The following is a 25,529-nucleotide window of genomic DNA, read 5'->3' as shown; positions in this document are numbered from 1 at the left end:
CAGTATTGTAGGACAATCCTATCGAATTAAAGATCATTTTAGCAAAGAAAATGATTGATTTTGTACATGCTTAAACAAGCGAAAATGTACATGTTTATCTTGACATTTACAGTGAACGAACAAAAAAACTTTATCTGCATGATCTTTCTCATTTTCTTCGTTATATAAAAGAATCAATCGGAACCATTAAGGAATTATCCCATAATGAGATGGAAATCTACTTCTATCAACTAAGTAAGAAGTATGCGGCCACCACATTACGTCGAAAGAAAACAGTGGTTCAGCAGTTTTTAAAATATGTGTATGATAACAATGGACTTTCTGACAACTTTAGTAGTCGTCTCAAAAAAGTATCGGTAAGAAAAGAAGAGCTAATCAATCGTGATCTCTTTCCAGAAGAAGTGAACGAAATTCTAGATACACTGAAGAAAACGAATTTCTTTATGTATTCCTTGTTTTTTCTTCTTACAACTACTGGACTCCGGATTGAGGAAGTCGCAAATACAAAGTGGGCTGACCTTGCATTCCACTCTTCTTTAAATGTTTATCTTCTACGTGTAGTTGGAAAGGGAAATAAAACTAGAGAAGTCCGTATCTTTGAGGATGTACTTGATGATATCTGTCGTCTTCGTCAATTGCGTAAACAAACAAGTCAATTGGACGCCTCTAGCATATCTGCTTTTCTACCTAAAGCGAATGGCTCTCATTATAGAGCCGACTATTTATCAAAATATGTAGCAGAAAAAATTGAAGAAACAAACTTACCATTTCTACGTTACCGAAAAGATAGAATTACTCCCCATACCTGCAGACACTTCTTTGCAAATCATTTGATGGGAAAAGGTGTTGAGCTTAAGAAAATACGTGACTATTTAGGACATGAATCTATTATGACGACAGAACGTTATTTAAGGGAACGTACAAGACGCCAAAACTTGGCCACAATAGATATAGGAAATTCATTATTTTAGTAAGTATATAATTAGGAAGAAGCTCGATTTTAAGGTTTAAAAGTTCAATTTAGGAAATATCTCTAAAAACAACAAATGCGATTGCCTCTATTGAGATAATCGCATTCGAATTATTTAAGGGTTAATCCATTTTAGCTAATAATTGTTCTGATTCATTTTTACTAAATTGCTTGGTTGCTCTTTACTACCAGCAGCGGTGTAAACAATTCCTACCGTCAAAACGATACTTGTTAATATAAATAATATTTTCTTCGCATTATGCTACCCTCGTATATTATATCATTTTTTAAAAATTCTCCTACTATCTTTTTAGGGGATTTACTATAGAACCTCACTCATACAACTCAACTTTGCTTTTTTAAACTTTGTAACAGATGCACTTCTAATCTCGACTAAATAGGTCCCTAGTATAAACTTTATCAGTTAGGTCACATAATTCATCAGATAATCTATTAGCTACAATTACATCACTTATCTTTTTAAATTCTTCAAAGTTATTAATAACCCTAGAATTATAAAATGCTTTCCCGTGAAAAGTAGGTTCATATATAACTACTTCAATGCCCTTTTCTTTAATACGCCTCATAATTCCTTGAACAGCTGATTGTCTAAAATTATCTGAATTCATTTTCATGGTTAATCGATATATACCCACAACCTTAGGTTTTCTCTTTATAATCATTTCTGCAATATGATCTTTTCTCGTTCTATTTGCAGCAACAATTGCTGTCATTATATTATTGGGGATATTCTCATAGTTTACCAATAGTTGTTTTGTGTCTTTTGGCAAACAATATCCACCATAACCAAATGATGGATTGTTGTAATGATTCCCAATTCTATTATCTAATCCAATCCCATCGATAATTTGTTTTGTGTGTAATCCTCTTACTTCTGCATATGAATCTAATTCATTAAAAAAAGCCACTCTCATTGCTAAATATGTGTTAGCAAACAATTTAATCGCTTCTGCTTCAGTTGAGTTTGTAAATAAGACAGGAATATCTTTCTTAGCAGCTCCTTCTACTAACAAGTCAGCAAATACTTTAGCCCTACTAGACTGTTCACCAACAATTATACGTGAAGGATATAAGTTATCATATAAAGCGTTACCCTCTCTTAAAAATTCTGGTGAAAAAATAATATTACTTGTTTTAAACTTTCGCTTTACTTTTTCTGTATAGCCTACGGGTACAGTTGATTTAATTATCATTATAGCTTCTGGATTAATTGTTAAGATTTTAGCAATTACAGTTTCAACGGTCCTTGTATTAAAAGAATTTTTTTCTGGATCATAATCTGTTGGCGTTGCAATAATTAAATAATCAGCATCCTTAAATGCTTTGTAACTATCGGTAGTTGCAATTAAATTTAATTCTTTTGTTGCTAAAAATTTCTCAATTTCATCATCTAAAATAGGAGATTTTTTATCATTTATCATATCTACTTTTTTTTGAATAATATCAAATGCTATAACTTCGTTATTTTGAGACAATAAAATCGCATTAGATAGTCCTACGTATCCTATTCCTGCTATTGTAATTTTCACAATAAGCACACCCTCAATATCTTTTTGTTTTATATCCCAATCTCCTTAATTCTATATATTTTTTATAGTATTTAAATCCAACTTTATTTTCTATATTAATAATAAACCTGTCTTATTAGAGTCTCAAGGAAATACAGTCAGCGTTGATTAATCATAAATTAATATAATACTAGAGTTAGTGTTGTCTATTATTGATTGATTTAACTTTTTAGTATTTGTGATAGCTACAATAATAACCTGTTTTCAATTTCCAAAAATATAAGGTAACATACTGTTTCTCTTTTAAATGAAAGTTGGATAGTACAATTTTTCAAGGAAATTTAGTTGGCCTAAATTTTTATTTAAGAATACCGTTAATTTATTATTATTACTAAAAGCTGTAACATAAATTAAATCTTGTATTTTTTCCAAGTTATCAAAGACATTGCTGATTGTATCATAATAAGAGCTCTTTTCGTAATCTGATACTTCTCCAATATAATTTATTGAGGTATTTGAAATCGAATTCCACTGATCTTTAAGTTTTTTTTGTTCTTTTGTTTTACTTGGGTAATTTGAACCAAACGCATACCCTGGTCTGTATGGGTGGGTAGTGTAGTATTTTCCGAATATCCCCTCAGATTTATTCGTAAATTGTTCATAGTTTTCATCTTTTGAATAAATTAAATATAAACTACCATGAAAATCACCGATTGTGGTTGAAAAATCAAAAAGCTTATTTTCTCGCCCGTTAATGACTGATTTTATTACAATTTGTTCTCGATCTACGATTTCTAATAATCTTTTTCCTATAACATATGAAAGAAAATTTATAATCCGAAAAGAATCACCTTGGCTAGGATAATCTATTTCATAACATTTTAAACTTTTACTTAGCTTATTTAAGTTGACATCATTCACATTTTTGCTTATAGCAAGTAAATTATTATGATATGCATTATTTTTTAAGCTATCAATTGTATTATATTCTCTAACCTCATAACAGAAATCATTATAACTTGCCTTTTCTTTACTTGAATAGCCATTTAGTTCCTCACCAATCATTTTTTTAATTATATTAATACATGAGATATCAGCAATAGTATGATCTAACACACCAACTATTGTATACCCTGATTTATCTATTAGTAAGGCTAAAAAACCGAGTAACCCACCATTATTGCGAGCCTTATACACCAAGTTTTCTCCTATTGATTCGATTTTTTGGATAAATGATTTTTTTTCAACATTTCGATTTAATGTAAATATAGGAAAACTATCAATGGAATTTAAAATTTTAAATTCTAATCTGGAATCACTTTCCCTTAACATAGCTCTCATCAAATCATTGCTATTAATAATAGTTTTAATTGCTTTTATTACTGTTTCCTTATCGTATGAAGTATCTACCCTATAATCAAAGGAAACTGAACTCTTAAAATTATCAAAATAGTAAACCCGTTGTGAGTGTATAGTTTCAAAGCTATAAGTAGTTTGATATTCATCATTTAATAAATAACCGTTGATTTCTTTTTCCATGAGCTTAAAGTCTTCCTCATGTAGCTTTTCTTCAAAAACTTCTTCTCTTTCTGTTGTTAATAATTTTGAAACTTCGGAAGCAATCCTAGATAATGTTCGATTAGTATAAATTAACTCCAAAGAAAGCTCTGTTTCATACATTTCTTCTAATTTTAAAAGTAATTGAAATACATCTAGGGAATCTCCACCTAACTCAAAGAAATCACTATCTTTTCCAATTAACTCTTTTGGTAAATTAAGTATTAGAGCGACTTTATCTCTTAAAACCTCTTCAAATTCTGTCATATCCTTACTAATGATTAGTTTTTCCGATTTCTTACTCTCTTCATAAGAAAATAATAAAGATTTTCGGTCAACTTTATTATTTTCGGTCAATGGAAACGTCTTGATGATATGATAATCATTTGGAAACATATACCTTTCAAGTACTGAAGTAGCCATTTTTTTCATATCATGAATTGTTAAATTAGAACTCAGGATAAATGCAAGCAATTTATCCTGATAAAATAAAACAACCGCTTGTTGAACCCCATGTATTTTTTCAAGTAAATATTCAATTTCACCTAATTCTACACGTATACCGTTAATTTGTATTTGACTATCATTTCTTCCATGGTAGTATAGTTGATCTTTATTACATGAAACTACATCGCCAGTATTGTAATATTTTTCCCCATTAATTACTACAAACCTCTCTTTATTTAAGGATTCATCTGTATATCCAGCTGTTACTCCATCTCCCCCTATCAAAAGAATTCCTAAATTTGAGTCATCGATAGGTTGAATTTCAATTTTCACACCATCTAGTGGTTGGCCAATTGGAATATCATCCATCGCAATTTTCGGGAGTTCAAAACAAGTTGCATATATTGTCGTCTCTGTCGGACCATATGCATTGAACAATTTAAAATTCATGTTATTTTGAATCCATTTGTGTTGAATAATAGGATTAAATCTTTCTCCAGCTATTACAACATATTTCATAGAATTATTCATTAATTGCAAATCATTCATGTCCATTGAATCTAGAATTGTATTAAATGCGGAAGGAGATGCTGCCATATGTGTAACACCATACTTATTAATTAAGGATGGGAACTTCCTGTAGACTTCTAAAGAGCTTAAATCTAGACAACAAACTGATCCACCTCCAATAATCCACCCTAAAATTTCAGAAATAGATACATCGAAAGTATATGGAGTGGAGAAAAGGTATACTGATTCCTTATTTACAGGAAATAATCTTTGGAGATTTTCTAAAATATAGTCGAGATTTTTCCCAATAACCTTTACTCCTTTTGGCTTTCCTGTACTACCAGAAGTATGTAATACATACACTTCTTTTTCTGAAGCAATAATTTTAAAATTATTGCTCATAAAACAATCAGAATTTCTTATCTCTTCACTTAAACATTCATCTGGCGTATTAAACCTAGAAATCTCGCTTGGTAAAGTTAACTCCGAGTTATCGCTAATAATTGCACTTGCTTTTGTTCCTATAATAATATCTTTTATTTTCTCATTTGAGATTGTATTGCTAACAGGAACATAACTATTTCCAGATTTAATAATAGAAATTATTGCGAAAATAACATTTGCTCCGTGAGGTAATTTAACCAAAACTCTATTATTCTCACCAATTGATTTTAATAGTTTATTTGCAAAATAGTTTGTAATGTCTTCAACATCTCTATATGTGTATACTTCTGCACCATCAAAAATTGCTATTTTATCCGGAGTGTTTTTTGAATAATAACTCAATTTTTCTAAAAAAAACATCATTTCTCCTCCTTATTTTTAAACATTTTCATTTTTATTAGAAGTATTAAAAATAAAAATAGTATGCCAGTCCCAATAAATCCAAACGCATTCCAACTAGGTGTAGTAAAGTTGGCAAAAAAGAACGAACCTATTGGCATAAATAAAACCGCGACAGTAAATACAATACTAAAAACTCTACCTAAAAATTCTGTATCAACAGTATTTTGTATGTAAGTAAAGAACTTTATGTTATAAATTGTTAATGATATTGAAAAAATAAAAAAATAAAAAAACATACTCCACTTAAAGGGTCTAAATAAAGCAAGGAATAAAAGCGAAATCCCCATAAAAAATAAACAATAGTGTATACTTTTTAAATCGATTTTTTTTAAAAAAAATCGATTTAAAAGAGCCCCAACAATACTCCCTATAGATTCTGTAATTAAAATGGATGCATAGATACCTTGATTTTCAGAAAAAATATTTGTATATGGTAAAAAGAAATTATATCCTGCTAGAAAAAAATTAATAAAAGAAGATACAATTAATAATTCAAGAACATTACGCTGCTTCAAAACATATTTAAAACCATCTGAAAGAACTACCATATATTTTTCTTTACCCTTTTTCTTTTTCTGCACATAATTTATAACTTGAAATCTACTTACACAATAAGCAGAAATAAGAAAACTAATACTATTAATTAACATTCCTGTCTTAAATCCAAAATAATGTACGGTACTTATAGCAACTAAAGGACCCAATACAGAAACCACTTCTGAAAAAGCATTAGAGTATGAATTGAATTTATTTAAATCTTCTGTTTTCAGTATATCTTTAACAATAGCTTTATATGCAGGGGAATTAAAAGAATACAATAACGCCAATAAAATGTTTATTAAAATAATTAAAAATAAGGAATTTTTACTATCCCAAAAAAGATAGAGTAGAAAGGTTGCTAGTGAAGCAGTTAAATCTGTTATAATAATTATTTTCTTCCTATTTTTTAAATCTGCAAAAACACCACCTAACATATTAAACAATATATTTACAATAATTTCAGAACTTTGATATAGTGCTAAAAGGTTAGAAGCCTTTGTTCCTAAAGAAGCTATTAATACATTATTTATATAATCAAAAATTACATTACCTATTTTATTTGTTGTTTTACCCGTAAGCATATATATACCATTTTTCTTTGAACGATCCATTATGTTCCCTCCTACCAACTTAAAAATAATTTCAATATTTATTCTCCTCATCATTCCCAATAGTTCATTTAGCTTTGATACAACAAACAAGCGAAGGAGGGACTATACCGATATCGAAAAATTTAAGCTTCATAATTCATCTCTAAATTAATTTGAAATAGAGAAATTACTCCATTTTTCAACAAATAGAAGCCATTAAAATAGAATAAGAATTATAAACCATTTGCACTATAATTCAAATTTTTAATGTTATCATTTTAAAGTGATGAACGGACTATTTGGATCTTACAATAAGATAGTCAAATAGTCCGTATGATGAAGTTTTCAAGGAAAAGGATAGTTATTCGAATTTTTAAAAAATACAAGGTATTAATCTTTAATTTAAATACTGTTTATAAAATCTACATCAAATTCAACATCTGATTTGACAGCTTCATTTTTTTGTAATTGCAATAAATCAATTTCCTTTTCGATATTAAGTTCTGCATCTTTCACATTAGAAATGTTTTGTAAATAGTCTACAACACGTAACAAATAATACGGCAATATTGATTTTGCAAGCAATTGACTATCTACCTGTCCTATCCTTTTCTCATGAGCAAGCAATATTTCCACCCAAACTGATGGATTAATTTCAATATCTTTTCTCATATTTAATATTGTCTCTTTCGATGCTAATATTTTATTAGCTTCCTCTTTTTTCTTTAATATTTCCTCTTGGCTTAAAAATATTTTAGGAGAAAATAAAACTGATGGATTACTAGATTTTATTACTGCTGTATTGAAAATGCCATTTTTCTTTTTACTTTCAAATATGATTTTGGAGGTTTCATAATAACTACTCGCAACTTCAACAAACATGTCTACCATTTTCCCGAAACTAGGGTTATGTTCTTTTCTATCTAGATTGATCTCCTCTATTCGAAAATTATTATATACAGCATGTAAAGTAAGAAATATATCAATACCATAGCCATAACAATATTTGTGCCAGTGCACAGAATTGACAAGAAATTTGATGAAATTTTTCGATAAACCAAAATCACCAGCGATTGGCTGTCTTGGGCAATTGCCGTTCGTATGGTAATTGATTAATGGATAAACAAAGTGATTTGTTGTGTTCCCTTCCTGAAAACTCCTTGAATAATTAGGTACAACAAAATCTACTTTGTCTATTAAAAGTTCAATAAATTTTTTAAGCCAAGACTCTGAAAAAGATGTAATATCACCATCAATTAATATGCAACCTTCACAATTATCTAGGTTATTTACAATATCAATTATTGCTTTAATATTGAAACCTTTACCAACTTCCTTGGTAACAACAGATATTTTTTTATTTAATGTTTTAACTGATGTAAATATTGTGGCCGTATTATCTGGACTGTTATTGTCTGCATTAATAATAACTATTTCTAGCCCTATTTTTACTGCTACACAATCAATTAATTGAGTAAGTTTAGAAATATTTTTTGCTTCATTATAAGTTGGAATTCCGATAGCAATCATAGTACTTCTTCCTTAAACCAGGTTGCAAGTGCTTTACTGTCCGGACCAAATAGTTCAGTTATTCCTGTATTGACCATACACTTAACTATATTATCCCTTACCAATGAAGCCTTATCACGATTTATGCTTGGTAGTGATCCAAGATAATTACCCTGATCATCTTGAAATGGTGTAGCCTGACCAGATATATGCCTACCTATTTTTTCATGAAGTATTAAATTTCTCTGTACCCCTTCCCATGGAGAAACAGAAAAATAATTTTGATAAGGATCAATTCTAATATTTAAAATTTTATCTATTTTCGATTGCTCAAAATGGGTTTCTATAGAATGATCTTCTGGTAATATTCTAGTTTTATTATTCCATGAATTTGCCGATTTAGCAGATAATATAGTAGCTAACTTATTCATATAATCGTCAGCCTTTACTGCTGTCTCTCTTACATCGAACCATCGACTTCCTTCTTTTGTAAAAAGTTCACCATTTTCATCATATCCAATACGAACTAAGTCATTACCAATAAGACTTAATCCTAATTCTTGACATAATCTAAAGGACAATGTTGTTTTACCAGACCCTTTTTCTCCTAAAATCAAATATGATCTATCTTTTTCTTTTGAATAAACGGCTGCCGCATGTATCAATAAACTATTTGTGTAGGAAGCCTGTAAGCATTCAGACATATATTCAGATAAAAAATATAGCGCTCGTCCCTCAACAAATAGTTCCAATGGGCCTTTTACTGATAGGCAGCGATTATCAGAATCGAAAGTAACACTAGTAATTTCATCTTGAATGTAATTTATTAATCCCGATATTTTAATTGCTTCTACTTGGTTATGTGTATTCAATCCCAATTCTTTTTGAATCGATAAAATGTTATTAAATATAGTATCCCGTTCAGATGAAATTTGAATCTCAACACATCCATTAATAATTTTCTTACCTATATGTCCGCTTCTTTTCTTTGTATTTATTAACGTTGAATCAATATATATCTTTTCCATACTTCACCTCATCTATGACATTAGTTCGAGGAATAAATGGCTGTTCGTTTATAATAGATATAGTAGTCTCCACACCAGTATTAAGTGCATCTTTAATAATATTCTGTATAATTATCTCATCCACTTTTTTTGCTGTGGATACTAATATTTTTGAAGGTGAGTATAATTTATCCCCAATATTTGCCCGAAGTATAACTTGACATGGTACCCCAGTTGCTTCATAAATTCTTTTTGAAATGACATCAGCATGATATCCAAGAACCTTACCAACAAAGTATGTAGCATTCTTACCATGCGGGGCTTCCATTGTGTTAGGACGGAAACTTGAAATGATACCGTGAGTCTTATTCCCTCTACCAACTGCACCCTCTTCACCAAAGTCTGTACATGAACCAGCTGTAACTAGATATGGTGGACGGGAATTTAAAATCAATTGAATATCATCATTCGGATATAGAGATTTTATGTACCTTTTCAGGTTATCTTTTAACTTATTTTCACGCAAAAAATACTGATCTGCATTTGCTGTCATAGTTGTTATTTGTGGTACTGCGACTGTAGCTACGATAGTATCACCATCTCTAACTACCATTACTTTAATATCGCCACCAAATTCTGTAAATCTTGGATAAGGTAAATCAGCAGTATTATTTTTGTAGAAATATCCTTCTATATCAAGTGCTAGCTTTTCTGACTTTGTAAGTGGCCAGTAACTAATCATTGTTGCTGTATCGTTTGCAGTTGGACCCTCATTATTGTATTCTGGTAAATCATTTTTGTCTCTAGGGTTGAACCAATAAGGGCGTGTACTATGAGAACTAGTTATAGAACGAAATTCAATTACTGACTTAGAATTTACATCTAAATGTGGTAAGACTCTTGACAAATATTTCTTAGCTGCTTTAATTTGTATATCCTCCAGCGGGATTGTTTCATCACCAAAACTTTTACTTCCTCGTCCCATGAAAATGACTTTTATTGGATCTGAAAAATTATCACCACCATATTTTTGTATACAGTGGCCTCCTACAATCATGACCTTATCGAAATTATGATGCGGAATATAACCAAATTTATCAAGGCAATATCTACAATATTCGATTTCAGCTGCCTCTGCTATCCCATCAGCCAAAGTATCAGGATGTCCTAATCCTTTTCTTTCTACTACCTCGAATTGTAATTTATCTGGTGTAATAAAATCATTATTAATAGTTATAGACATAATTATCCTCCTTTTTAATATGAATAATATTTGCATTGTTAAATAAAAGGATTGCTTGTTTAGATTGCTGTATAGCGTATTCTAGTTTACAACCCTCAGCAATATTATTATTAATAATATTGAATATATTTTCTCTTAACATATCATCATGAATTAACATCGATTCTTCTCCAAATTTTAATTCAGCATATAAGCGTTCATTTGAGGGATGAGGATCCATAATAACTCTATGATTAAAGTTTTCTCCTTCTATCACTAAGGATCTATCTATGAAACAATTATCAGAAACTTCATTTTCGGGGGATACTTTAAAATCACCCAGAAAACTATTTATAACTACTGTTGTATCATTTTTAGTGACATATTCAATATAGATTCCCTGATTATTTTTATCATCTGAATCAATATATAGTATATTTTTTACCAATGCCATGAGATTAACTGGTTTATCTAGTATATCTAGTATCGCTAATATATGTGGCAACTCAATACCATATGCACCGATATCATTATCTATAAATCTTCCGCTTTTATTATCTGCATTCCTATCTTTGGACATGGTAATTTTCACCCGTTTAATCTTTTCTTTAGAAAGTCTTTCTTGTAAACATTTTATTACTTTTGATCTGTAATATTGTTCATTAACAATAATTCTTTCATGTAGTGAATTATCATTATCAAGTAACTCATACAATATATGTTTTTCATAGGCATTATTAAACAAAGGTTTTTCAATAATAACACGATCAAATCTAACATCATCTGATATTATTCGTCTCAAAACCTCGATATGGGTATTAGATGGTGTACAAATATCCACAAAACTATACGATATATTTGATGGGGATTTTTCAATACGAAAACCATCTGCTTGAGCACTCTCTAGTCGTGTTTTAGTAACATCAGTTACAAAAACATTTATACCACATTGTTTCCAAATCTTTGCCTTAATTTTGCCAATCTTACCATAGCCCATAATTAATACACTGGGATTTAATTGATGCATTACCACTTACTCCTTTATACATAACTAATATAAATTGACGTCTATTGCAGTTAACCTTCTAAATAGTTACAAATTTACACCTCTTTCATTCTTTTGTAAAAAATGTCTTTAAAAGCGGTATTTTGTTGACTATTATACAACAATTGTGTATGTTGTCAATATTATAAAAAAAATAAATATTCTAAAAATGAAAAGGAGGAGACAAATATGAAAGAAAAATATTCTGCATTAATTGGTAACCCAGTAGCTCATTCTGTTTCTGATATTATGTTTAGCGAATTAATTAATAGTGCTGAATTTGATTGTAATTATCGTCATGATAAAATCAAAGTATTATCTAACGAACTAAAAGATACATTAGAGTTGCTATTAAAAAAGAAATATGTAGGACTAAATGTTACTTTGCCCTATAAGCGATCTGTAATGGAACTTATAGATCAATTAGATTTAACAGCCGTTAATGTCGGGGCCGTAAATACAATTAAAATAAACAGCAATGGACTCGTCGGATATAATACAGATTGGATTGGTTTATACAAGCCTATACTAATAAATTCAAAAAAAGATAATCCGACAGTTTGTATTTTTGGAACTGGTGGTGCTAGTAGAGCTGCAATATATGCAGCAAAAAAAATTAGCAATAATGTGTATGTTCTATATAGGGATCATCCAAATATTAGTGATTCAACTCAAGATTTACTCAATAAACAGAAAGCACTACAAATAACTCTACTACCCTACTCTGATGTAAAAGGGACAGTTGATAAATCTGATATTATTATCAACACAACATCAACTGGTATGAAAGGTAATGTGGCAAAAGCCCCTTTTAATATTGACCTTTTAAAAAGTGTTAGCATGCAGGAAAAACTCTTTATTGATGCGGTCTTCAATCCAGTAAAAACTATCTTATTACAATTTTTCTCCAATAATGGTGCAAAAGTAGTTGATGGCTTATGGATGATGATCTATCAGGGGATATTAGCATTATCTATTTGGTTTGATAAAGATATTGATATAAAACATTCAGAACTAATAAAAATCCACAAATTATTAACGGAGGCCATTCTATGAAAGCTAAATTAACTATCAATCTTGATGAGATTTCGAGCAACATAGATTCATCTTTTACTTTTTTAAAAGAAATGGATTTACATACATGTGAACTACGCATGATTAATAATAAAAACCTTTCCCTAATGAATAAAAATGAAATTGTAGATTTTGCTAATAAGTTAAAATCGTCAGGAATTACCCCTGTTTCTATAGCAAGTCCACTTTTTAAATGGACTACTAATAACTCCATCGAGACTATCATACATGATAATTTCGGCATAGACCCTAATTTATCTCTTTCTGAAAAGGAGAAACTAATGGATAATATTCTAAAATATGCTGACATATTATCTATTGATAAAATTAGAATCTTCTCCTACCTAGGTAAAGTCGAGAATCCGGTTAGCAATTTTGTCAGAGATAAATTGTTCGAAAAAATAATAAACGATAATCATACATTTTTATTGGAAAATGAACCAGTTTGTACGATTTATATGAAAAAGCACTTAGAAGATTTTGTTAAATTTATTGATAGTAATAATATTACTAATATTAAAATCTGGTTGGATATTGCGAATTTAATCCAAGTTGGTGAAGATATAGATGAATCGTTCCTAGAAAAGATTGCACCACATATTGAGTACCTGCATATTAAGGACTTTATATATGTAGGTACTTCTATAAAATACGTACCTGTTGGAACGGGGGTAATTAATTATGCGAAAATTCTATCTCTACTAAATAAACACATTCCAGATAGTCAAGATATCACTATAAGTATTGAAACCCACGCTAAAAATGAAGAAGAGAAATACAGTTATTCAAAACAATCTGTTATTAAGTTACGGGAAAAATTAGAGGAGGTAAAAATATGAAGATCAATGTTGAAGCAGTTCCAGGTATACCAAAAATTAATATAGGTGACAATATTGGCGATTTTATCGCTTTGTCAATCATAAAATCGAGCTTTGAAATAAAAGATGGTGATATACTATGCGTAGCTTCAAAAGCAGTTTCAACTGCAGAAGGACGCGACATCAATCTTAGTAACATAAAACCAAGTGATTTAGCTAATCAAATACATGAAAAAATCCCAAGAAAAAATCCTAGAGTAATTCAAAAAATAATAGATGAAACAGGTGATCCTTCAGGTGGTAAGTTAGAAATAGACAATAATTATATTGGAGCTTGGTTACCAAATGGAATGCGTTTAACAAGTGCTGGAATAGATAAAATTGATTTTGAGCATGTAATGCTTTTACCAGAGAATCCCGACCTAAGTGCAAAGAAAATTAGTGAAACATTACAAAAAAGACTAAACGTTAAAGTTGGAGTGATAATTACCGATAGTGATGGGCGGATTGAAAAGCTTGGAGCGACTCAAATTGCTATAGGCCTATATGGTGTCCCTGCTCTAAGAATCAGTGAGGTAGTCGACATAAATACTAATGAGACGAAGAAATCTACAGAAACCTTTTGTGACCTTCTTGCTGCTACTGCCGCTCTTATAATGGGACAACGAGGTACAAATAAACCAATAGTAAAAATTAGTGGTGTAGAATATGAATTTAATGAGAATAGCCAAATAATTGATTCATTAAGTAGAGTCCCAAAAGATTATTTTAATTCCCATAAAAAATAACTAAATTAGATTTAAAATAGCATATTAATATTTTATTAGTTCTGTTGCAAATATATGAAGAAGAACATGGATGATAGTAGATTCCTAACGGAATCTTATTTTATGCTATAAGTTCAAATACTCGGTGGACAAACTGATTCTACAAATCAATTTGTCCCTTTTTATCATATGCATGGCTTCTACACCACTCAATACAGAAGTTGCTGTTTTATATAACTTAAATCCCAACATAGCACACACGCTTCTTGATAAAACGATGATTTTGTTCCACTATATTATTAAGGTATCTAACTTGCCTTTGGGTATATGGCTCTCTCTCCTTCAATCTAGCTATCAATCACAGATGGACTAAAGGATGTATGCTTGGTATCATTTGCATTTAATACTACAATTTTATCAATAAGATTAATTGCTTTATGCAATGAAATGTTTTTTCCATAACATTTATAACCTAGTTCTAAAGTTAAAAGTGTAGCTTCACTTAACAGATATTGTTTTTGAATCTCCTCAATTTCTTTCCCTGCTTCACGAAGATTTATATACTGTTCTATAGACATATTTTTATTCTTCTCTCACTACACTTATATATCTAAATTGCTATTGTCATCTTTTATTTCATTTTCTCTTTCTTCAGCTTCTAACATAAATTTAGCGTAAATCATTATCTTTTCTAGTTCATCTTTCGTCGCGTTATAATCTGTGATATAGCGTTCTTTTCTTCCTGGACTCATATATTTATTATTTTTCATTTCGTTTATTGTTTCTATATTCAAGATTTTTCTTTTTTCTTTCAACTCATGAAAGAGTTTTAAATTAATGGCTAGACCTATACTCCAAAGAATCAAACCAATAATGAAAGAAAGTAATAGATGTACTGAAAGAGAATTATCACTGATCATGAAATAAAGAAAATAGATAATTGAGATTGTCCACAAAAATGGATTGTAGTACTCTTGTATTTTTTTATTTTTATTTCGTGTTGCTTTTTTCTCATTTCAAGAGTCTCTAACATGTAAAAGCTCCTTTTAATTAGTTAACAAAGTTTTTTTCAAGCGTTGAGTATAAACGTTACATTTTTACTCTGTTTCTATAATAATAATTGTGATTTTCCTGCTCAGAATTACCTTCTTAGTTTATTGTAGATGTTGTATTCTGTCCTTTCATCTGTCTATATTTAATAAATTGATTACTTTTAAAACAATAATTTCAAATAGAATTAAGTTCTTCAATCTTTTCCGGCATCACTACTGCTTGTAATAGATGAAAACAAAGCAACATCCATCGCCTTCTTATTACTACTAGAATACCCTCTATATGTTGGTTTACCAAAAAACATCCGTCCCATTAATATCAAAGTGATTAGTAATGTAGATACACAACCCACTATCCATAAATAAGACCAAAATAAATTAATCAAATCATTAAAATTATTCATTTAAATCCCCCTAAATTAGTTATTTTATGTTCATAGTCTAATTGCATTAAAAATAGCTATCAGCAAGAAAAATCCTAATAAGCATAAAATTATTATATTCAATGAGGTCCCTGTGTACTGTCCAATTGTTGAAGTCAAGTTTTTATAAGTAGGTTCAAATTTATCTTTAAACATAAGTAAAATTCCCGAACTAATTAAACATATAATTGCTCCGGTTAATCTGATTATGTCTGGAACATAAAGCTGCTTAGTTTTTAGCCAAAGAACAATAATCGTCGCTAGGGTAACTATAGAAAAAATAAAGATTGATATGATAAGAGGTGAACTACCCGCCACTTAACGTCCTAACGGACTATTTGAAGTGGGGGCTTCTCGGTTAGTCGTTACTTTTGGTAGCTAACGAATTCGTCCTAAGACAGCCGAGCTAACTCCCTTGTTCCAAGGGTTATTTTATTGCTATCTATGCTTACGCTAATAGGCGTATTGCTTCATTTCTGATATTGATAGCTGCGTTATAATCTCTATCGAGATTTACACCACATATACAAGAATAGACTCGCTCAGACAATGACATATTTTTCACATTTCCACAACTGCTACATGTTTTTGTGGAAGGAAACCATTTGTCTATTTTCACGAGCTGCTTGCCTTGTTCATTTAGTTTATAAGCTAAGAAAGAAGTGAACATACCCCAAGCATTATCAGCGACGCTTTTTCCAAAATGAAGTGCTTGCGATATTCCCTTCATATTTAGATCTTCAATAGCTACAACATCAAAATGAGTAGCTAACTCTTTAGACTTATGATGAAGGAAGTTCTTACGTTGGTTTGCTACTTTTTCATGCAGCTTAGCTACACGGATACGTTGTTTATTCCAACGCCCTGAACCTTTTGTACGTCTTGATAATACTCGTTGCGCCTTTGCTAATTGGTCTAACATTTCACGATAGAACTTAGGATAATTGGCTCTCTCATCCTCAGAACTGACGTATAATTGATCCATCGCAAAGTCTAATCCAACAACTGTTTCTACTTCTTTTTGTACGATCTCTTTTTCGTATTCAGTCAAAATGGACACATAGTATTTACCAGTAGGTGTCATAGAAATCGTACATGACTTGATTATATGGTCTTGTGGTATTTCTCTATGCTGTTTGATACGTACCATTTTCAGTTTTGGCAATTTGATATGACCGTTAAGCAACATAATATTTCCGTTCACTACATTCGTTGTATAAGACTTTCTGTCTTTTTTGCTTTTGAATGTTGGGAAGTCATTTTGACCACGAAAGAAATTTTTATAGGCAGTTTGCAAGTTTAGTTGAGCATTTGCCAAAGCTAATGAATCCACTTCTTTTAACCACTCAAATTCTGCTTTGTATTTCGCAGGAGTGGGAAGCTTTTGTTTTTTTAGTTGATCCTTATCATCTTTATGTTTTTCATACGCTTCTTTCCGTTCAGCTAACATTCTATTATACACGAAACGTACACAATCGAAGGTTTTACGCATAAGATGTGCTTGGTCTTCTGTTGGATACAAACGGAATTTATATGCTTTATTCTGCTTTATCATATCATTTCACCTCACTTTTCACTTTGATTTTCAATATATGTTTTTACTACGTCTATTGGCGAACCACCAGTAGTTAGCAAGCAAAAACTTCTTGACCAAAACATCTCTTTCCAAAGTTTCTTTTTCACTTGTGGAAAGCCTCTTTTAATAAGTCGAGAACTTGCACTTTTATAAGCATTGATGAATTTTGTCATTTCTGTATTAGGGTGTGCCTTAAACAAAATATGAACATGGTCTACATCATGATTCCATTCAACTAATGTGATGTTATAGTTTTCAGATAGTCGAACAAACATATCTTTTGCATAGTTTGACATATCATCATCAAACACATTTCTTCTGTATTTCACGACCAACACAAGGTGATAATGCAACAAGAATACTGAATGGTTATTACTATCTAATTTCATTTATATACCAGCCTTTATCATTTATAAGACTGATTATATCAGAGGCAAAATAAAAAGGAAAACCTTTTGGCTACGCCAAACCGAAATTCATCTCCCACCTACCGTTGGACTACGCACTTCACACGCTTGAGGAAGGAGAATTCTTTCGGGAAATTCGTTAAAAAGGATACAAATATACCTAAAACAAGACTATTAGATCAGGCAGTTTCACTGCTATTACTCTTTCAGTCTAATTCTACTAATGCGTTCATTAGTGAAATGAATGAATTAAAAGAGCAAAAAGGGCTTAATAGTAGTGAACTGACAGACTATATTTTAAATAGTCTTAAGAAGGAATAACATTTTTTTAGCTAGACTGCTAGGAAACAATCTATGGGTATGGTACTAATTGCATCAAAAGTATAAGCACGTTATAATAGTCACCTAATTACATATAACGAGGTGTAGAAAATGAATAAGACTGAATTAACAAAAGTAGTAGCAGAAAAAGCAGAACTTACACAAAAAGATGCAGCTGCAGCAACACAAGCTGTATTAGATACAATTACAACGGCGCTAGCAAATGAGGAGAAAGTTCAGATTCTTGGATTTGGTACATTTGAAGTACGTGAAAGATCTGCACGTACAGGACGTAACCCACAAACAGGTGAAGAAATGCAAATCGCTGCTTCAAAAGCGCCTGCTTTTAAGGCTGGAAAAGAATTAAAAGATGCAGTGAAATAATTACATATAGTAAAAAGGGTTTGATATGAATATCAAACCCTTTTTAGACTAACTTAGTTTTAAATATAGAAAAATGTAATTTTCCTAATTATATTTGAGATGAATTCACTGATTTGAAAAAACTTAATATATGTAAATTTGTATGTATAAATACTTAGCTTAATGTTATACTAGAATTAACCAAGAAGCATCCAACAAATTATGATTAATCACTACATTTTCTTTCATAGTATGTCAACGTAAAAAAAGACACTTTCTATAGTGTCTTTTTTTACGTTTCTAGATGAATACATTGACTATAACTTGGGTGTTTTTGCCCATCCCCCGAAAAGGGGTAATAAGACGGAATATACAAAATTTTTTGTCTTATTCTTCTTCAAGGGAAAGTGGACAAACACACCTTATATATAAAGTAAAATAAAATCCGACTCTTATCTTAAGGAATCGGATTTATAAAATTAGTATTTGGAGTTTAATTCGCCAGTTTCAGAGCATCATTTATGTTTATCTTACCATTACCATATTCAAAAGGATTTCCTAGTGGGATAGCGGTTTTATTCATAAGCTCTCTAACTTTCTTATTTGATAAATAAGGATTTTTTTCAAGAATTAATGAGGCAACACCTGCAACGTGAGCAGCTGCCATAGATGTTGGGGTTTGTGTAGTAACGGAACAGAAACGGCAATAGGAGTAAATTTATAGAAAGATGCATCATGTATAAATGAGGATAATCAAGGCAATTATAGAATTAGGTGATTGATATGTGGAGAAAAGAAGATATTTTAATTGCTTTACAAAAGCAGTATGTCTCTAAAGCTAAAATTGCACAGATATTGACATTAAACAAGCCTTGGAATCGATATAAACGTGAAGAATTTGTTGACGTCATTTATGAAGAGATTCAGTATAATACAGAATTATTTAATTTATTAAGTAATGCAAGAGAACAACGACTAGCAAAAGAAGAATATGAAAATCTGTATTTTAAAGATTGGAATACAACTCCGCCTACTTATCGGCCTGAAGGCTGGCATAATGTAGACTGGATAGAGCAATTGAGTAAATATAAAGAAAAAGGGCTATGAAATAAAAAAGATATAGTATGTTCCTTATCATTTAAATGATAAGGAACATACTATATCTTTGATTAAACTTGATTTTACATCAAAAATAAGACGTCTATCTACAATCTTACCAATATAAGTCTAATTCATCACAAGATGTATTTGCTTCAATAAAACAATTTCTCCTATAAGCATCATTTGCAATCTCGCAAATAATATCTTCAACCTGTTTTGTTAAATCATCCACATCTTTGTAAGGAACATAAAATACATATTCACCAGATGAATTCACTTCCATATTAAAATAATATCTTAAATATTTCTCGACTTCTTTCCTTACCTTGTTTTTTCCTCTGACAAATTTACTATTATTTTCTACCCTAAGCCACATTCTAATTTCCGCAGTTTTTTCTTTTTCAACACTCTGTTTTTCTGTACTATTCATTTCTTTTTCTCTTATGTATCGATATAACGTTGCTTGACTAATTCCAGTCATTGTAACAATTTCACTAATACTATATTCTTTAGAATTATATAGATTTAAGGCTTTTTCGATATATTTTTCTTTTATTCTTGGACGGCCACCTTTTCTTCCTCTGGCTCTAGCACTTTCCAATCCTTCCTTCGTCCGTTGGACGATTAGATCTCGTTCAAACTGGCTAAATGCTTGGAAAACAGTTAACATAAGTTTTCCTTGTGGTGTATTTGTGTCAAAATTTTCTTTCAGACTGATCAGTTTTACACCTTTTTGCTCAAAATACTCAACTAATTCGATTAAGTCCTTAGTACTTCTCCCTAATCTTGAAAAGCTTTCTACAATTAAGGTATCTCCTGTTCTAATTTTATCTTTTAACCTAATTAATTCAGGTCTATCTTTTTTAGTCCCGGACATTTTTTCTGTAATAATTTCTGTACAATTAAAATTCTTCAATAAATCTAATTGACGAACTAAATCTTGTTGCTGTGATGAGTGATAGGTAAGAATTTGATATTATCTCCAACTTTTCCCCCACCTCACACCGTACGTGAGATTTTCACCTCATACGGCGTTCCCTCGATTAATAGTTCATAAAATAATTTCGTTATTTCCAACTTCTAAACGTAGTTTGTTCATTTTTCCTAATTCCTTATTACCCAACTTAAGTTTCGATAAGTAAAATTTTATGGTCTCACTTTTAACCGCATGGATTAACTTATGTACATTCTTATGAATTATTGTTAAATTGCAGTAAACGTCTGTTCCACCAAACTTTCTTGGTTTTTTATGGTGGACTTCCATTTCATCAATCCGAAGGATTTCTTTTGTTATAGAACATTTTCCATTTTGTGCAATATAAAGAGAAAGTCTGTTGTCGTTATACTCTACGGATCGATAAGGAATGGGATTCCGCATAATGTACCGTATAATTTCTGAGTCTACTGTTAAATTATCATGAACCAACAATCGGCCTTCTGGTGTAAAATTACATTTATCTTGCGAAAAACTTCATGCTGTTTTTGTAGTTACCCCAGCTAACGGATATAGCCCAATTTTTGCAACGTAATAAATTTTATACGAGTAATTCCCATAAAATTTTAAGAAGGTTTTTGATTTAGTTCCATTGTTTTTACAAACAGCGTTTAGTTGATTGTATAAGGTTTTGATGACTGAGAAATGTATCTTTTTAAAGTCTAGATTGACGGCAGTTGCGTATCTATAATAATTATGCCATCCTAATACCATTGCATTATATCTGTTGGCTTCTTTTGCAGTAGGCGAGGTCTTGATCTTATGAATTTGAGTTTTGGCTGCTTTTTGCATTCGTTTCATCGCAGATTTTGTTACATGTGATTTTGCCACATAATTATTAGCTTTAGGCTTAGCTTGTATTGAGAATCCCAAGAATTCTGTCGCTTTTTTCTTTAAGTTTGTGATTGCTGACTTTTCTTTGTTAATATCTAGGGAAAGTCGTTCTCTTAGCCACATTGTGTTAGCTAAGAACACTGTTTTTGCCACATTATAGGTAGGACATAGAATTTTGAAGTCGTCACAGTAGCGAACAATAAAGCACTGTTTTAGGTTACTTTGTTTTAATGCTCTGTATTTATGAGAACGATGTATCGTTTTCTTACCAGTTTTCGGATTAGTCCTGTATTCTCCATAATCTTTTCTTGTAATCATCGTTTCCCATTGAGACGATATCCACCAGTCTAATTCATTTAAAACAATGTTAGAGAGTAGTGGAGATAAAATGCCACCTTGCGGTGTGCCTTTATTTGGAGTCCCAATGCCCAGTATCTTCACTTTCAACATTTTACCAAGAATAGATAATAAAGGTTTATATTGGATTCCTAAGCTCCATATTTGTTTTAATAATTTGCCATGATTAACATTGTCAAAGAAACTTTTAATATCAATATCTACTGAATAATACAAATTTCCTTTGTTGATAAGATGATTAAATCGAGCAAGTGCATGATGTGTACTACGGTTTGGTCTAAATCCATAACTGTGTTCATAAAACTTTGCTTCACAAATGGGTTCCAGTACCTGTTTGATACACTGTTGAATGATACGATCTTCAATCGTTGGAATTCCTAGTGGTCTTGTTGTGCCATCTTTCTTCGGGATTTCAATTCTTTTAATAGAGTGGGGCTGGAAGTTTGTTAATCTATTCTTCACATAATTAATAAGCCTTGTTGGATTATGTTCCCCAACATCTATTATATTTGTATGGTTTGTTCCTTTGGTGAAGCTACCTTTATTTTTCTTTACATTTCGATAAGCCAATAAAATGTTTGCGTCACAAGTAATAAGTTGCATTAAATTCTTGAATTTATAGCTTTTAGAGCTCAAATAATAAAGATCGTCAAAGGCTTCCTGCATATGATAGTATTCGTTATTTCTCAACCGTTGTTTCTTTTTACGTTTGTCCATTGTTATAAGTCAGCTAATCGCTCCTTTTGGGGCATTTCACTTCTCTTAGTCATACTCGAACCTTATAGATAACGTATTATTTAATTCGTTTTAACTATTAATCGACTAGAGCCTATCCCTCCATGTTGATTAGACATTTCATTGGTACTGTGACTCCACTCTCACCCGTATAAAGATAAGTTATACAATGAATTCATTGCTTTCCTTATCAACTTTTCATAGGGATATAGCCCTCCAAGTTACTGGCTTTCAACGTTCCAATATTCTTATCCGTACATGTTCCCTTAGATGCCATTTCTAGGCCTGTATGCTTGACGTTGCCTATAACAACGTAAGGTATTTCATATAAGGGGTACCGCCACATCGCTATCAAGTTAAGCTTATGCAAAGTCAATTTTAGGCGAGATTGTTTCTTTTTTCTAAGGAGCAAGTATAGGTGATTGAAAGATTTGCATACGAAATAAACCCTACCGGGTTTCACTTTTTTGAATTAAGCGGCTTGATTATCAGACATAGAATTGTAAACGACACCTAATATATCAAAGACCGTTTTTTTCTCATATCGATGAGATTTCCGCCCGTTTTGCTGTAGAAGATTGAACAGACGAAGTAACACCTTTGATAGCTCTTGGGTGTTTTTCTGTATAGTTTGGAATAGAAGAAGAAAATAGTCTTTAATCATATATATGGCTTTATACTCACTAAGCTCTCGTTTTTTCTTCATGAGGAGCAATTGGCGCATTTGAAACATGATAGAAGAACAGAGTAGAATGGCAATCAATTGACCATATAAATGGCACTCTAATCGTTCTGCTTTTATCTTTTTACAATGATGAATTTGAAAGAATGACTTCCACGTTTTAAATAAAATTTGTCGGGTAAAAGACTGGCGCGGTATCAATTGTGACCCGTTTCCAGCCTCTCCCCATAAGAACTGCTCGTGAGGTTTTCCCTCAAGCAGCTCACCCCATAAACTTCATCAAAAGGGTTATGAGACCTATCAAATGGCAGACACTTTCATCGAAAACTCTCTGCACTTTTCAGGGGAAGGACTTTCCAGTCCCAGTAGAGCCCCAGTACACCATAGAGATATTCGTTACTCCATCTCTGCCATCCGATGCTACGCTTTCGTCTTCGTTTCCTTCTCGTTAACAATGTGCGAATTTTCATCTCCGTATAATCACGTACTTCACTGAAAGCTTGACTAGAGTTCCCAATCCGGAAGTAGTTCACCCATCCAGTTAGTACGGCATTGATTTGTTTTATTAAGTCTTGTGCTGGCTTCGCTCCTGCGTTTTGAATGAGTTCGCGAATTTTTGCTTTCACTGTCGTGCGAGCTTTCTTCTTCGGGATCATGAAAACGAAGAATCCATTCTTATTTCGGTTCGGTATTCGTCTCAGGTCAAATCCTAAAAATCCGAAGGATTCTCCTTTTAGGACATTGATCATCTGAGTCTTCTCCAGATTCAGTTCAACTCCCAAAGGCTTTAACTGTTCCCACAGTCGTCGTAATGCCAGTTCAGCCCATCCACTTTTACTAGAGTGTCCGCTTACAGCGATAACTATATCGTCGGCAAAACGGTGATAGTTTACAGCTTCGTAATTGCCCTCAGCTGTTTTGCGTCGAATGGCATCAAATGTCCAATCCACTTCATTGAGGTAAATGTTCGCGGCTAGTGGAGAAAATGGCCCCCCTTGCGGGACACCGATCTTTCCTGCTGCCTTAATTACCTGTTTTACAAGATGCATAACCTGTGGGTCTTGGACACGTTTCGCGATTTTCTCCAATAATATGTTGTGTCGGATTGTATCAAAGTAGCGTGACAAATCAACATCAATTATTATGGTCATACGGCGTAATATACTGCGTCGTACTTCTGCCAATGCCTGATGTGGAGAGCGTTTCGGTCGAAACCCATACGAGTTTGGACAGAAATCAGCTTCAAAAATTGCTTCTAATATGAGTTTTAGCGCTCCTTGTACTACACGATCTCGTATACACGGAATTTGCAGAGTTCGCATTTTGCCGTTTGCCTTTGGGATTTCTACTTTTCGATTGGATTGTGGTCGGTATATTCCAGCTTGCAATTCCTCTTGAATACCCGTTAAGAATGGGATAACTCCTTCTAGTTCTATATCAGCAAAACTTTTTCCATCAATGCCTGGAGCACCGTTGTTTTTCCTCGCCTGTTGATATGCTTCGTGAAGGGTTGTCATTTTGGTAATGTGGGTAAATAACCCCCAAAACCGGTGCGTAGGTTCAGACTTCGCCTTTCGATAGATTCGTTGCCTTAGTTCCTGCAAAGTGATGGGTGTTTTTGTCATGGCACCCTTGCCTCCTTTAGTCATACGAAATGTTTACAGGTTCGGACCCTTTCCTCCCCGCGCGTTTTGCTGCACGCAGATCTCTGGTACTACGATCCGTTCCGCCACCCTGACACCTACCGTTCTCACTTCCCGATCGCGGTTATAGAGACGGTCTCCTCGATGAGGTTTCTTCATCGGGTGTCGAGGGCTTCTCCAGTTTCCACATTATCTTTCTCTCCATGTCGCCGCTGATACCCCGCCGGTGAGAACTGCCGTTCCAGACTCGTTTCGGTCAGTTCTTGCTGCTTTCGCACGTTATCGACCGTCTCAGCCACCGGAATTGCGTGTAACGAGGCTACATCTACGTTCACTGTACGTTACAACCTGGAGATTTGCCCACATGCCTTTTGCATGTGATGTCAGAGGGCTTCGCCATGTCGCTTTCACTTCATGGCGCCTCTCAGGCTACGGGAGTGGAGTCTATTCCCCCGATTGGACTTTCACCAACTAGATAATGTGTCCTTATCTGGACACGCCGATCTGCCAGCGGAGGGAGTAAAAATCATGGATTTGTTCCATCGGAACCACTTCCCAAGGCGTATTCGTAACATATATGTTGATACCCGTTAATCGTTTACTCTTTTCTG

The 25,529-nt window shown here is 32.2% G+C and carries 21 protein-coding genes and 4 pseudogenes; 6 read left to right on the top strand and 19 right to left on the bottom strand.

Features of this window, described 5'->3' with window-relative positions; all coding sequences use genetic code 11:
• Positions 1-110: 110 nt before the first annotated feature.
• A pseudogene (locus ACS2CR_RS27425) lies at positions 111-971 on the top strand (tyrosine-type recombinase/integrase); the annotation flags it as partial.
• Positions 972-1,353: 382 nt separating this feature from the next.
• Here ACS2CR_RS27425 and ACS2CR_RS27420 read toward each other — a convergent pair.
• The 7 genes from ACS2CR_RS27420 to ACS2CR_RS27390 form a co-directional block, all read right to left on the bottom strand.
• Positions 1,354-2,520 (bottom strand): nucleotide sugar dehydrogenase, encoded by a 1,167-nt coding sequence (locus ACS2CR_RS27420; RefSeq protein ID WP_000704745.1) that lies wholly within the window; start codon positions 2,518-2,520, stop codon positions 1,354-1,356.
• Positions 2,521-2,802: 282 nt separating this feature from the next.
• The gene (locus tag ACS2CR_RS27415; protein WP_000465667.1) at positions 2,803-5,817 is read right to left on the bottom strand and encodes a non-ribosomal peptide synthetase; all 3,015 of its coding nucleotides are present in this window, start codon (positions 5,815-5,817) and stop codon (positions 2,803-2,805) included.
• A complete protein-coding gene (locus tag ACS2CR_RS27410) occupies positions 5,817-7,010 on the bottom strand; it encodes an MFS transporter (protein WP_000376150.1) in 1,194 nt (397 codons plus the stop codon). Before ACS2CR_RS27410 ends, ACS2CR_RS27415 begins: the two co-directional genes overlap by 1 nt.
• Before the next feature lie 381 nt (positions 7,011-7,391).
• Positions 7,392-8,519: a glycosyltransferase family 2 protein gene (locus ACS2CR_RS27405; protein WP_000560325.1), complete on the bottom strand. Its 1,128-nt coding sequence runs from the start codon at positions 8,517-8,519 to the stop codon at positions 7,392-7,394.
• Complete coding sequence (locus ACS2CR_RS27400; RefSeq protein ID WP_000412005.1) at positions 8,516-9,526, bottom strand: hypothetical protein; 1,011 nt, start codon at positions 9,524-9,526, stop codon at positions 8,516-8,518. The genes ACS2CR_RS27405 and ACS2CR_RS27400 overlap by 4 nt, the downstream gene beginning before the upstream one ends.
• Positions 9,507-10,748, bottom strand: a complete 1,242-nt coding sequence (locus tag ACS2CR_RS27395) for a methionine adenosyltransferase (RefSeq protein WP_000028781.1) — start codon at positions 10,746-10,748, stop codon at positions 9,507-9,509. The genes ACS2CR_RS27400 and ACS2CR_RS27395 overlap by 20 nt, the downstream gene beginning before the upstream one ends.
• Entirely contained in the window at positions 10,732-11,754 is a 1,023-nt protein-coding gene (locus tag ACS2CR_RS27390; protein ID WP_060852706.1) for a Gfo/Idh/MocA family oxidoreductase, read from the bottom strand. Before ACS2CR_RS27390 ends, ACS2CR_RS27395 begins: the two co-directional genes overlap by 17 nt.
• A 207-nt stretch (positions 11,755-11,961) precedes the next feature.
• Between ACS2CR_RS27390 and ACS2CR_RS27385 the strand changes: the two genes are divergently transcribed.
• Genes ACS2CR_RS27385 through ACS2CR_RS27375 form a run of 3 tightly spaced genes read left to right on the top strand, consistent with a single transcriptional unit; the run spans position 11,962 to position 14,452 of the window.
• Complete coding sequence (locus ACS2CR_RS27385) at positions 11,962-12,828, top strand: shikimate dehydrogenase (protein WP_000660942.1); 867 nt, start codon at positions 11,962-11,964, stop codon at positions 12,826-12,828.
• Complete coding sequence (locus tag ACS2CR_RS27380) at positions 12,825-13,685, top strand: sugar phosphate isomerase/epimerase family protein (protein WP_000644939.1); 861 nt, start codon at positions 12,825-12,827, stop codon at positions 13,683-13,685. The genes ACS2CR_RS27385 and ACS2CR_RS27380 overlap by 4 nt, the downstream gene beginning before the upstream one ends.
• On the top strand, positions 13,682-14,452 hold the full coding sequence (locus ACS2CR_RS27375) for a coenzyme F420-0:L-glutamate ligase (RefSeq protein WP_000700965.1): 771 nt from the start codon (positions 13,682-13,684) through the stop codon (positions 14,450-14,452). Before ACS2CR_RS27380 ends, ACS2CR_RS27375 begins: the two co-directional genes overlap by 4 nt.
• Positions 14,453-14,557: 105 nt before the next feature.
• Here the strand turns inward: ACS2CR_RS27375 and ACS2CR_RS27370 are convergent.
• The 6 genes and pseudogenes from ACS2CR_RS27370 to tnpA form a co-directional block, all read right to left on the bottom strand.
• Positions 14,558-14,750 (bottom strand): annotated as a pseudogene (locus ACS2CR_RS27370) (DDE-type integrase/transposase/recombinase); the annotation flags it as partial.
• Positions 14,751-14,778: 28 nt separating this feature from the next.
• Positions 14,779-15,009, bottom strand: coding sequence for a hypothetical protein (locus ACS2CR_RS27365; protein ID WP_000021282.1), 231 nt, complete (start codon positions 15,007-15,009; stop codon positions 14,779-14,781).
• Positions 15,010-15,033: 24 nt separating this feature from the next.
• Positions 15,034-15,464: pseudogene (locus ACS2CR_RS27360) on the bottom strand (LapA family protein).
• 213 nt (positions 15,465-15,677) lie between these two features.
• Complete coding sequence (locus tag ACS2CR_RS27355) at positions 15,678-15,887, bottom strand: hypothetical protein (RefSeq protein ID WP_048520037.1); 210 nt, start codon at positions 15,885-15,887, stop codon at positions 15,678-15,680.
• A gap of 466 nt (positions 15,888-16,353) precedes the next feature.
• On the bottom strand, positions 16,354-17,460 hold the full coding sequence (locus ACS2CR_RS27350; protein WP_000595411.1) for an RNA-guided endonuclease TnpB family protein: 1,107 nt from the start codon (positions 17,458-17,460) through the stop codon (positions 16,354-16,356).
• Positions 17,461-17,471: 11 nt separating this feature from the next.
• Entirely contained in the window at positions 17,472-17,870 is a 399-nt protein-coding gene (gene tnpA / locus ACS2CR_RS27345; RefSeq protein ID WP_015413263.1) for an IS200/IS605 family transposase, read from the bottom strand.
• A 450-nt stretch (positions 17,871-18,320) separates the two neighbouring features.
• Here tnpA and ACS2CR_RS27340 point away from each other — a divergent pair, with 450 nt between their 5' ends.
• Entirely contained in the window at positions 18,321-18,593 is a 273-nt protein-coding gene (locus tag ACS2CR_RS27340) for an HU family DNA-binding protein (RefSeq protein WP_001043946.1), read from the top strand.
• A gap of 472 nt (positions 18,594-19,065) precedes the next feature.
• On the opposite strand, the gene ACS2CR_RS27335 is transcribed toward ACS2CR_RS27340, so the two are convergent.
• On the bottom strand, positions 19,066-19,290 hold the full coding sequence (locus ACS2CR_RS27335; protein WP_269449988.1) for a S8 family serine peptidase: 225 nt from the start codon (positions 19,288-19,290) through the stop codon (positions 19,066-19,068).
• A 65-nt stretch (positions 19,291-19,355) separates the two neighbouring features.
• Between ACS2CR_RS27335 and ACS2CR_RS27330 the strand changes: the two genes are divergently transcribed.
• Positions 19,356-19,679: a hypothetical protein gene (locus ACS2CR_RS27330; protein ID WP_060852707.1), complete on the top strand. Its 324-nt coding sequence runs from the start codon at positions 19,356-19,358 to the stop codon at positions 19,677-19,679.
• A 106-nt stretch (positions 19,680-19,785) separates the two neighbouring features.
• On the opposite strand, the gene ACS2CR_RS27325 is transcribed toward ACS2CR_RS27330, so the two are convergent.
• From ACS2CR_RS27325 to ltrA (ACS2CR_RS27305), 5 genes and pseudogenes are all read right to left on the bottom strand, one after another.
• Positions 19,786-20,643 carry a recombinase family protein gene (locus tag ACS2CR_RS27325; RefSeq protein ID WP_081097649.1) on the bottom strand — a complete coding sequence of 286 codons (858 nt, stop codon included), beginning with the start codon at positions 20,641-20,643 and terminating at the stop codon, positions 19,786-19,788.
• Between the two features lie 81 nt (positions 20,644-20,724).
• Positions 20,725-21,102 (bottom strand): HNH endonuclease signature motif containing protein, encoded by a 378-nt coding sequence (locus tag ACS2CR_RS27320; protein WP_308217984.1) that lies wholly within the window; start codon positions 21,100-21,102, stop codon positions 20,725-20,727.
• 42 nt (positions 21,103-21,144) lie between these two features.
• Positions 21,145-22,575 (bottom strand): group II intron reverse transcriptase/maturase, encoded by a 1,431-nt coding sequence (ltrA, locus tag ACS2CR_RS27315; protein WP_308217983.1) that lies wholly within the window; start codon positions 22,573-22,575, stop codon positions 21,145-21,147.
• 490 nt (positions 22,576-23,065) lie between these two features.
• Positions 23,066-23,449: pseudogene (locus ACS2CR_RS27310) on the bottom strand (IS4 family transposase); the annotation flags it as partial.
• A 143-nt stretch (positions 23,450-23,592) separates the two neighbouring features.
• Positions 23,593-24,900, bottom strand: coding sequence for a group II intron reverse transcriptase/maturase (ltrA, locus tag ACS2CR_RS27305; RefSeq protein ID WP_000169374.1), 1,308 nt, complete (start codon positions 24,898-24,900; stop codon positions 23,593-23,595).
• Between the last annotated feature and the right edge of the window lie 629 nt (positions 24,901-25,529).

Source organism: Bacillus cereus group sp. BceL291 (assembly GCF_051776705.1).
Classification (GTDB): domain Bacteria; phylum Bacillota; class Bacilli; order Bacillales; family Bacillaceae_G; genus Bacillus_A; species Bacillus_A cereus.
Note: the sequence above shows the minus strand (reverse complement) of the source record. Positions and strands in the feature narration are given on the sequence as shown.